This window comes from Ruegeria sp. SATB027 (assembly GCF_059613825.1).
This window is the reverse complement of sequence record NZ_JBXWTH010000038.1, coordinates 1-1200: the sequence shown is the minus strand read 5'-3', so window position 1 is coordinate 1200 and position 1200 is coordinate 1. Positions and strand designations below refer to the sequence as shown.

Below are 1200 nucleotides of genomic sequence, written 5' to 3'. Positions count from 1 at the left end.
GGTGCCAACGTTCGATCTTACCCTGGGTCTGAGGATGGTGAGGCGCGCCACGCACGTGATCCATGTCCTTGCCCTCCAAGTATTTCGCCAAATCCCCGGCGACATAGGACGAGCCGTTGTCACTCAGCAGCCTTGGCTTGACAGCAACCGTCGCGTTGTCACAGCCTGACGCTTCCAACGCCAGGTCCAGTGTATCGGTTACATCCTGGGCTTTCATCGTGGTGCAAAGTTTCCAGGCGATGATATAGCGGCTGTAATCGTCCAGGATGGTCGACAGATAGAACCAGCCCCAGCCGATGACCTTGAGGTAGGTGAAGTCGGTCTGCCAGAGCTCGTTTGGACGTATGGTCTTATCCTTGAACTCGTTAGCCGCCTTGATCACGATATGCCGGGGGGCCGTGATCAGGTCTTCCGCCTTCAGAATGCGGTAAGCCGATGATTCCGAGATAAAATACTGCTCTTCATCGGTGTATTTCACCGCCAGTTCTCGGGGCGTCAGATCCTCATGCTCAAGGGCAAACTCAATGAAGGCTTCCCGCACCTCATCCGGGATGCGGTTCCACACAGACCGTGGGCGTGGCGCCGTGTCTTCCAGCGCATCGACGCCACCCTCCGACCAAAGATCATACCAGCGGTAATAGGTCGTGCTGGGAATGCCGATCGTCTCCAGCGTTCGGCGTGTCGGCAAATGTGAGGCCTCTACCGTGCGGATGATTTCAAGCTTCTCTGAACCAGGATATCTCATTCCTCGTACTCCCCATCCCCGAGCATGCTTTTTTTAAGCAATCGGTTCTCCAGGGTCAGATCGGCAACCACCTCCTTCAAGGCTGCAGACTCAGATCGCAATTCCTTAACCTCGGGGCTGGTCGCTTGGCGCGCGGTATCTCCCGCCAGGCGTTGCTTGCCTGCCTCCAGAAATTCCTTTGACCAAGAGTAATACAGGCTCTCACTGATCCCTTCGCGGCGGCACAGCGCGGCAATGCTCTCTTCACCGCGAAGGCCTGCCAACACGATCCTGATCTTCTCTTCAGGTGAATGCAGGCGGCGGGTTTTGCGGCGAATATTCTTGACCAGCTTATCAGCCGCGTCTTTCGATGTTCCGGATTTCTTGTTCATCTTCGCTCCATATAGGCTGCGATGAACCAGAAATCCTCCGTTACGAAAACCTCAAATCTGTCCCACAAGCGCTGACGTTAGACA

1 pseudogene is annotated in these 1200 nt (G+C 55.5%); it reads right to left on the bottom strand.

The window, feature by feature from the left end:
* Positions 1 to 1116: pseudogene (locus AC2FPW_RS10220) on the bottom strand (IS3 family transposase); the annotation flags it as partial.
* Positions 1117 to 1200 lie beyond the last annotated feature (84 nt).